The organism is Arthrobacter agilis, assembly GCF_002953615.1.
GTDB lineage: Bacteria > Actinomycetota > Actinomycetes > Actinomycetales > Micrococcaceae > Arthrobacter_D > Arthrobacter_D agilis_B.
In genome coordinates, this window is sequence record NZ_CP024915.1 from 2,823,151 (window position 1) to 2,831,980 (window position 8,830).

7 protein-coding genes are annotated in these 8,830 nt (G+C 69.6%); 5 read left to right on the top strand and 2 right to left on the bottom strand.

What is annotated here, in order from left to right; translation table 11 throughout:
- A partial coding sequence (locus tag CVO76_RS13765; RefSeq protein WP_208741830.1) for a LacI family DNA-binding transcriptional regulator occupies window positions 1-977 on the bottom strand: 977 nt, incomplete at its 3' end.
- 163 nt (window positions 978-1,140) lie between these two features.
- On the opposite strand from CVO76_RS13765, the gene CVO76_RS13770 reads away from it, so the two are divergent.
- From CVO76_RS13770 to CVO76_RS13790, 5 genes are all read left to right on the top strand, one after another.
- Window positions 1,141-2,442, top strand: a complete 1,302-nt coding sequence (locus tag CVO76_RS13770; protein ID WP_133081223.1) for an extracellular solute-binding protein — start codon at window positions 1,141-1,143, stop codon at window positions 2,440-2,442.
- Between the two features lie 9 nt (window positions 2,443-2,451).
- Window positions 2,452-3,399 (top strand): carbohydrate ABC transporter permease, encoded by a 948-nt coding sequence (locus CVO76_RS13775; protein ID WP_133081222.1) that lies wholly within the window; start codon window positions 2,452-2,454, stop codon window positions 3,397-3,399.
- Complete coding sequence (locus CVO76_RS13780) at window positions 3,399-4,217, top strand: carbohydrate ABC transporter permease (RefSeq protein ID WP_133081221.1); 819 nt, start codon at window positions 3,399-3,401, stop codon at window positions 4,215-4,217. The genes CVO76_RS13775 and CVO76_RS13780 overlap by 1 nt, the downstream gene beginning before the upstream one ends.
- Before the next feature lie 2 nt (window positions 4,218-4,219).
- Window positions 4,220-6,562 carry a glycoside hydrolase family 3 N-terminal domain-containing protein gene (locus CVO76_RS13785; RefSeq protein ID WP_133081220.1) on the top strand — a complete coding sequence of 781 codons (2,343 nt, stop codon included), beginning with the start codon at window positions 4,220-4,222 and terminating at the stop codon, window positions 6,560-6,562.
- 348 nt (window positions 6,563-6,910) lie between these two features.
- Window positions 6,911-7,528, top strand: coding sequence for a hypothetical protein (locus CVO76_RS13790; protein WP_208739704.1), 618 nt, complete (start codon window positions 6,911-6,913; stop codon window positions 7,526-7,528).
- 77 nt (window positions 7,529-7,605) lie between these two features.
- Here the strand turns inward: CVO76_RS13790 and CVO76_RS13795 are convergent.
- On the bottom strand, window positions 7,606-8,830 hold a 1,225-nt coding region (locus CVO76_RS13795), incomplete at its 5' end, for an FGGY-family carbohydrate kinase (RefSeq protein ID WP_208739706.1).

Sequence of the window (8,830 nt, forward strand, 5' to 3'; positions counted from 1 at the left end):
GTGGCGAGGTCGAGCCGGAGGTTGTTGGGCCGCTCGCCGTCGCGCAGGCGCAGGACCATGCGCGTGGCCTCTTCCGCCATCTGGATGAGCGGCTGGTGGACGGTGGTCAGGGCGGGGCTCGACCACTGCGCGAGCTGGAGGTCGTCGTATCCCACGATCGAGAGTTCGTCGGGGACGCGCAGCCCGATCTGGCGGGCGGCGTCGAGGACGCCGAGCGCCTGCAGGTCGCTGCCCGCGAAGATCGCCGTCGGGGGCTCGGCGCTGCGCAGGAGCGAGAAGGCGTGGTCGCGCCCGCCGTCGACGTGGAAGTTGCCGTAGCGGATGAACTCCGGGTCGATGGACAGGTTCGCCATGCTCATCGCCGATCGGTAGCCGTCGATGCGCGCGAGGGAACACATCATGTCCTCGGGTCCGCTGATGGCTGCGATGCGGGTGTGGCCGAGGTCGATCAGGTGCCGCGTGGCCATCATGCCGCCCGACCAGTTCGCGGACCCGACGGACGGGACGTCGGGCGCGGGATCCCCGGCGGGATCGATGATGACGAACGGGATGGCGCGCGCGTCGAGTTTCTGGCGGAAGTCCTGCGGCATGTCCGAGAAGACCAGGACCACTCCGGCGGGCCGCCTGGCCATGACGCCTTCGATCCACTCCGAGCCCGGGGCATGCCGCGTACCGGTCTCGGTCAGCACGACGCTCATCCCGTGCTCGCGCGCCACGTTCTCGACCCCGCGGATGAGCTCGAGCGCCCAGGCGCTCTCCAGTTCATGGAAGACGAGTTCCACGAGGGCCGCCCGGGCCGCCGACACCTTGCGCCGGCGGTACCCGTGCTCCTCCAGGAGCTCCTCAACTTTCGCCCGGGTTTTCGGAGACACGTCGGCGCGGCCGTTGAGCACCTTGGATATCGTTGAGAGGGATACGCCCGCCGCCGTCGCGAGCTGGGCGAGGGTGACGCGCGGTTCGTCCGCCGAAATCGACATGCGGCCAGCTTACATGCGGGCTCCCGTGCGGCCCGGCGGGCGTCGGACACGATTTGTGACCGCCCACACATCGGATGTTGCAAAAGCGGGCGAGCGCTACATACACTCATCCCACTACATAACTTTCGATATTATTATCGAAACTTTCGAGAGGCGTTCAACGATGAACAACCGAACCTGGATGTCCCGCAGTCTTGCAGGCACCGCGGTCATGATGCTGGGCCTCACCCTGGCAGGGTGCGGCGGAGGCGGCGGCGACGCGTCGAGCCGGCCCGAGAACGAGCTGCACCTGGCCGTCTACGGCGATGCCAGCAACAAGGTCGAGCAGGCCATGGTGGACAAGTTCAACGAGACCTCCGACGTCAAGATCGTGCTCGACACGATCCCCGGCGCGGACTACCAGACCAAGCTGCAGACCATCATCGACACCGATTCCGCTCCGGACATCTTCTTCAACTGGGGCGGTGGCAGCATCGCGAACTTCGTGAAGGCCGATCTGCTGATGCCCCTCGACGACTTCATCGAGGAGGACCCGCAGCTGAAGGACGCCTTCCTGCCCTCGGTGTTCGAGACGGCCGTCATCGACGACAAGAGCTACGGCATCCCGATGCGCGGCACGCAGCCCGTGATGCTCTTCAACAACTCCGAGGTGCTCAAGCAGGCCGGCATCGATGCTCCTCCCGCCACCTGGGACGAACTGCTGGAGGCCGTCGAGAAGCTGAAGGCGGCCGGCGTCACCCCGATCGCTCTCGGCGGCGCCGACCAGTGGCCCACCCAGATGTGGTTCCAGTACGTCTTCGACCGCGTCGCCGGCGAGGACCTGTTCCAGTCGGCGCTCGACGGCGACACGGAGGTGTGGGACTCCGAGGAGAGCCGTGAGGCCCTCGGCAAGCTGCGCGAACTGATCGACGCGGGTGCCTTCGGCACCAACTTCGACTCGGTCAAGTTCACCGACGGCGGGTCCCCCACGCTGCTCTCCAGCGGCCGGGCAGGCTTCGAGCTCATGGGCTCGTGGGCCTACGCGACGCACCTGGATGCCAATCCCGAGTTCGCGGAGAACGTGCTCGGCTACAGCGAGTTCCCCGCGATCGAGGGCGGCGAGGGCGATCCCGACAACCTCGCCGGCAACACGAACAACTTCTACTCGGTCCACAAGGACACCCGCTACCCCGAAGAGGCCGGCGAGTTCCTGAAGCTCATGTACTCGGACGAGTTCGTGCAGGAGCAGATCGCCATCGGCAACCTGCCCACCACCACCAACACGGAGGAGTTCCTCGGCGAGGCCTCCAACCCCGAGTACGCGAAGTACCAGTTCGACCTCGTGAAGGAAGCGCCCCACTTCCAGCTCTCCTGGGACCAGGCGTACCCGCCCGAGGCGACGGTGACCATCCACACCGCCGTGGCCCAGTTCTTCAGCGGCCAGATCGATGAAGACGGCTTCATCAAGGCCATGCAGAGTCTCTAGGACATTCCCATGACAACGCTTGCAACGCGCAGGCAGGCAGCGCCGGGCGGCTCCACTCCGAGCCGCCCGGCCCGCTCGGGCGCCTCCTCCGTGGGGCGTCCGGGCTTCGCCTGGGCCCTGCCCGCCACCATCTTCTTCGCGCTCTTCGCCCTCGTGCCGCTGGCCGCGGTCGCCGTCCTGTCCTTCACCTCGTGGAGTGGCCTCGGTGACCCGGAGTTCGTGGGACTCGAGAACTGGGAGACGCTCGTCTCCGATCCGGTGATGGTCAAGAGCCTCTGGCTCAGCCTGCTCTTCATCGTCCTCGGGGTGGTCACCCAGACACCGCTGAGCATCCTGCTCGGCGTCTGGGCCGCGGGCAACCAGCGCAACCGCGCCGTCCTCAGTGCCATCTACTTCATCCCCCTGCTGCTGTCCTCGGCCGCCATCTCCGTGCTGTGGCGTGCCCTGCTCGATCCGAACTTCGGTATTCCGGGACAGCTCTCGTGGCTCTTCGGTGACGGGAACCTGCTCGGCACCCAGTCCGGTGCGATCGGTGTCCTCATCTTCGTGGGCATGTGGCAGTTCACCCCGTTCCACACCCTGATCTACCAGGGCGCTGCGAAGGGCATCCCCAACGTGCTGTACCAGGCGGCGTCGATCGACGGCGCGGGCATGGTGCGCCAGTTCTTCTCCATCACGCTGCCCCAGCTGCGCAACACGGCCATCACCTCGATCATCCTGATGGTGGTCGGTGGCCTGACGACGTTCGAGACGGTGCTCATCCTGACCAACGGCGGGCCCGGCACCGACACCACCATCACCGCCTTCTACATGTACCAGGAGGCGTTCCAGAGCTTCGACTTCGGCGTCGGCAGCGCGATCGCCCTGGTGCTCGTCGTCGTCGCCACCCTGATCTCCCTCGTGGTGGTCAAGGTGTCCGGCTACGACAAGATGAACAGCTCGCTGGAAGGACTCTGATGAAGACCCGCCCCAACTACTTCGCCGGTATCGGCTCCTTCGTCTGGCTGCTGATCGTCGCGATCCCGCTGTACGTGATGCTGTCGGGTACCTTCCAGACGCGTGAGGAGTTCGGGGACAACGGCCCGCTGTCCTTCCCCACGAGCTTCACGCTGCAGAACTACGTCGATGCGATCACGAGCGGCTTCGGCCGGTACTTCCTCAACACCGTCGTCGTGACGGTCGGAGTCGTCGCGATCGTGCTCCTGCTCGTGCCCCCGCTCAGCTATGCGATCGTGCGCAGCCAGAGCCGGGCGGCGTCGTTCGTGTTCCGCTTCTTCCTGCTGGGCCTCGCGATCCCGGCGCAGGCCGTGATCGTGCCCGTGTTCTACCTGATCAACACCGTCGGCCTGTACGACAACCTGATCGGCGTCATCCTGCCCACCGCGGCCTTCGCGCTGCCCATCTGCACGCTGATCCTCAGCGGCACGATGCGCGACATCACGGGGGAGCTGTACGAGGCCATGGCCATGGACGGAGCGAGCCCGGCGCGGGCCTTCTTCCGGCTGGTCCTGCCGCTGTCCAAGGGTGGCATCTCCACGATCGCCGTCTTCTCCGCCCTCCAGGCGTGGAACGGATTCCTCTTCCCCCTCATCCTCACGCAGTCCGAGAGCACCCGCGTGGTGACCCTCGGCCTCTTCAACTTCCAGACGCAGTACGGCATCAACATCCCGGGCCTGCTCGCCGCGGTCACCCTGTCGATGGTGCCCGTCCTGCTCGTCTACCTGTTCGCGCGCCGCGCGCTTGTCCAGGGCCTCATGGGCGCTGGCGGAAAGTAACCATGACTGAGACAACACTGAACGACGCCCCCTGGCGGGACACCGCCGCCGCACCCGAGGACCGGGTGGAGACCCTCATCCAGGCGATGACGCCGCGTGAGAAGGTCGCCCAGCTGGTCGGCGTCTGGGTCGGCGCCAACACCGAGGGCGGCGAGGTGGCCCCCCACCAGCACGAGATGAACGAGGCCGTGGACCTCGACGAACTCCTGCCGCACGGACTCGGCCAGCTCACCCGCCCCTTCGGCACCGCCCCCGTGGAGCCGGGACTCGGAGCCCTGTCGCTGCAGCGCACCCAGGAGCGCATCACGGCGGCGAACCGCTTCGGCATCCCCGCCCTCGTCCACGAGGAATGCCTCGCCGGGTTCGCGGCGTGGAAGGCCACGGCCTACCCGGTCCCCCTCGCCTGGGGCGCGACCTTCAACCCCGACCTCGTCCGGACCATGTCCTCGGCCATCGGCGCGGACCTCCGCTCCGTCGGCGTCCACCAGGGGCTCGCCCCGGTGCTCGACGTCGTGCGCGACGCCCGCTGGGGCCGCGTGGAGGAGACCATCGGCGAGGATCCGTACCTGATCGGGACCATCGCGACGGCGTACGTGCAGGGACTCGAGCGCGGCGGGATCGTCGCCACGCTCAAGCACTTCGTCGGCTACTCGGCGTCGAAGGCGGGCCGCAACCTCGCGCCCGTCTCCATCGGGGAACGCGAGCGGGCGGACGTCCTCCTGCCGCCGTTCGAGATGGCGATCCGGGAATCCGGCGTCCGGTCGGTCATGCACGCCTACACCGACATCGACGGCGTACCGACGGCAGCGGACGCCTCGCTCCTCACCGCGCTCCTGCGGGACACCTGGGGCTTCGACGGCACCGTGGTGGCCGACTACTTCGGCATCGCCTTCCTCAAGGAGCTGCACCGCGTGGCCGCGACCCTCGGTGAGGCGGCAGCCGCGGCGCTGACCGCAGGGGTGGACGTCGAACTGCCGACCGTGCACACCTTCGGCGAGCACCTCCTCGCCGAGATCGACGGCGGGCGGCTGGACGAAGGGCTCGTCGACCGTGCGCTCCGGCGCGTCCTCCGGCAGAAGCTGGACCTGGGCCTGCTGGACCCCGAGTGGTCGCCGGTCCCGCCGGCCCTCGAACGGACCGGCGCCGGGACACCCGTCGTCGACCTCGATTCCCCGGGCAACCGGGACATCGCCCGCGAACTCGCGGAGCAGTCCATCGTCCTCGTCAGGAACAGCGGGATCCTGCCGCTCGCCGCCGCGCCGCGCATCGCCCTCATCGGCCCCAACGCGGACACGCACCGCGCGTTCCTCGGCTGCTACTCCTTCCCCGCGCACGTCGGCGAGCAGCACCCCGACGTCGAGATCGGCCTCGCCATCCCGACGGTCGCCGAAGCACTCCAGCGCGAGTTCGGCGCGAGCGACATCACGATCGCGGCCGGCTGCACGATCGACGGCTCCGCGACCACCGGGTTCGACGAGGCCCTCGCGGTCGCCGGCGGAGCCGACGTCGTCGTCGCGGTCCTCGGTGACCGGGCGGGGCTCTTCGGGCGCGGCACCAGCGGCGAGGGATGCGACGCCGAATCACTGGCCCTCCCGGGCGTGCAGCAGCAGCTCCTCGACGAACTGCTCGCCACCGGCAAGCCCGTCGTCGTCGTGCTGCTGACCGGCCGCCCGTACGCCCTCGGGTCCGCGATCACCGACGCCGCCGCGATCGTCCAGGGGTTCTTCCCCGGCGAGGAGGGTGCGGCCGCCGTGGCCGGCGTCCTCAGCGGACGGATCAACCCCGCCGGGCGACTGCCCGTCAGCATCCCCGGGACGCCGGGCGCCCAGCCGTCCACCTACCTGGCCGCACCGCTGGCGCAGTCGAACGGCGTCTCGAACATCGATCCGACAGCGGCCTTCGCCTTCGGCCACGGACTCGGCTACACCGAGTTCCAGTGGCAGGGCGCGGGAGCGACGGCGGGAACGGCACCGACCGACGGCGAGGTCGCCGTGCACGTGACGGTGACCAACGCGGGGGAGCGCGACGGCGTCGAGGTGGTGCAGCTCTACCTGCACGACCCGGTGGCATCCGTCGTCCGCCCGGTCCAGCGTCTCATCGGGTACGCGCGCGTCTCCCTGGCGGCGGGGTCCTCCGCGAGGGTCGCGTTCACCGTGCCCGCCGACGTCACCTCCTTCACGGGGCGGGACGGGCAGCGCATCGTCGAACCCGGGGAGCTGGAGCTGCGCCTCGGCGCATCGAGCAGTGACATCCGGGCGACCGTGCCCCTCACCCTCACGGGCGAGGTGCGGCGCGTGGACCACACCCGGCGGCTCCACTGCGACGTGCGGGTGGACGCCGTCTAGCACCCGTCCGCAGGCCGTCGGAACCCGTCGCAACCCGTCCCCGCTCAGCTGGGGGCGGGTTGCGTCGTTCCCGGGACCACCCGGTCGGTTCCGTCCGCGGCCGTGACTGGTGCATTCCCTGTCGGCAGCTGCCTCGGGGAGCCGGGATCCCTGCAGGGACCGTCCCTGCACCCCGGAAGATGCCTGCCGGGGATGCACGCCGGAAGATGCACGCCGTGCAGAAGAACGTGCTTGCGCGCGGAGCCCCCGCGCGTCACGGTAGTAAGCAGACTGATCTTCCGGTTACGGAGCCTCCCACAGGCCGGACCCGGCAGGATCAATCATCCCTACCGAGGAGGCACCAGCATCATGGCACGAGACGACACATCAGGCGCGAGCACCCCGAGGAGCCGGCGCAACGACGTCGTCGCCGCGGAGAAGGAGCGGTTCGGCGGCATCAAGTGGGGGTCGGCGTTCTTCGGGTGGCTGACGGCGATCGGCCTCACCGTCATCCTCAGTGCGCTGGCGACGGCGATCGGCGTCGGCATCGGAGCGGCCAACACGGGCACCGCGTCCGACGCCGCCAACCAGGCACAGGAGAACGCCCAGACCATCGGCATCGCCAGCGGTATCGTCCTGGCCGTCATCCTGTTCGTCGCCTACTACTGCGGCGGGTACGTCGCCGGTCGCATGGCACGCTTCGACGGCGTCAAGCAGGGCGTCGCCGTCTGGCTGTGGGGCATCGTCGTCGCGATCGTCCTGGCGATCCTCGCCGCCGTCGCGGGCAGCCAGTTCAACGTCCTCGCGCAGGTGCAGGGCCAGCCCAACATCCCCGTCGACGGCAGTGCCCTGACGACCGGCGGACTCATCGGACTGGCCATCGCGATCCTCGTGCCCCTTCTCGGCGCGATCCTCGGGGGCAAGGCCGGGATGCGCTTCCACCGCAAGGTGGACCAGGTGGGCATCGACCACCAGGTAGGCCTCTGACCGGGCGACGCCGCACCACCCACGACGAGAGGCACCACCCCGCGGGGTGGTGCCTCTCGTCGTGGGTGCGGGACCGGCTAGAACGCCACGGATGCCACCGTGGCCCGGTACTGCGTCCGGATGACGGGCCGGTGGTCGGACGCGCGATCCTCGAGCGTCTCCACCGACCACTGCGGCCGGGAGCCGGCCAGGACCCACGCGGCCTGTACGGCGGCCCCCCGCGCGACGTACTCGCCCGGAGCGGGGATGCGCACGGGCAGGTCGAACACCTGGGCGGCGACCTCCTGGACCGCCGCGTTCTGTGCGGCCCCGCCGATCAGCAGCAGGTGGCGCGGTGTGACACCGGCGGCCCGCACCGCGTCGAGGGCGTCGGCCAGTCCGCACAGCATGCCCTCGATCGCCGCACGGGCGATGTTGGCGCGCGTCGACGAGGCGATGCTGAGGTTGTGGAAGCTGGCCTTCGCCGTCGGCAGGTTGGGCGTGCGCTCGCCCTCGAAGTAGGGCACCAGGACCACACCGTCCGACCCCGGTGCTGCCCCGCGGGCCAGGTCGGCGAAGCCGTCGTGGTCCACGCCGAGGAGGCCGGCCACCGATGACAGCACGCGGGCGGCGTTGAGGGTCGCCACCAGCGGCAGGAACAGTCCGCTGGCATCGGCGAACCCCGCCACCGTCCCGGACCGGTCGGCCACCGCCTGCGGGGCGACGGCGAAGACCGTACCGCTCGTCCCGAGGGACACGACGACGTCCCCCTCCTCCGCGCCCAGTCCGAGGGCGGCACCCGCATTGTCGCCGGCACCGGATCCCAGGACGATCCGGCGGTCTCCCGACAGGAACGAGGGATGCACGGTCCCTGCGGAGGCTTCCGCAGGGAGGACCCGGGGGAGCACGACCTGGTCCGGCTCGCCCTCCGGCTGTCCGGCTTCACGCGCCGGGCGGCCGAGGATGTCCTCGAAGAGGGCGAGGTCGTACGCGTTCGTGGCAGGGTTCCAGTAGCCCGTGCCGCTCGCATCGGAGCGGTCCGTGACGAGTTCCTCCAGCACCGGCCCGAGCGGGGCTTCCCCCTCGGGCCCGAAGCCGCGCAGGCGCCACGTCAGCCAGTCGTGCGGCAGCGCCACGGCCGCGATGGCCGGGACGACGTCCGGTTCGGCGTCGCGCACCCAGCGCACCTTGGTGCTGGTGAAGGACGCCACGGGGGCGGAGCCCGTCCGCTCCACGAGGCCGTCGACGCCCAGTTCACCGATCAGGTCCCGGGCGGCACCGGCGGACCGGGTGTCGTTCCAGAGCAGGGCGTCGCGGTTGATC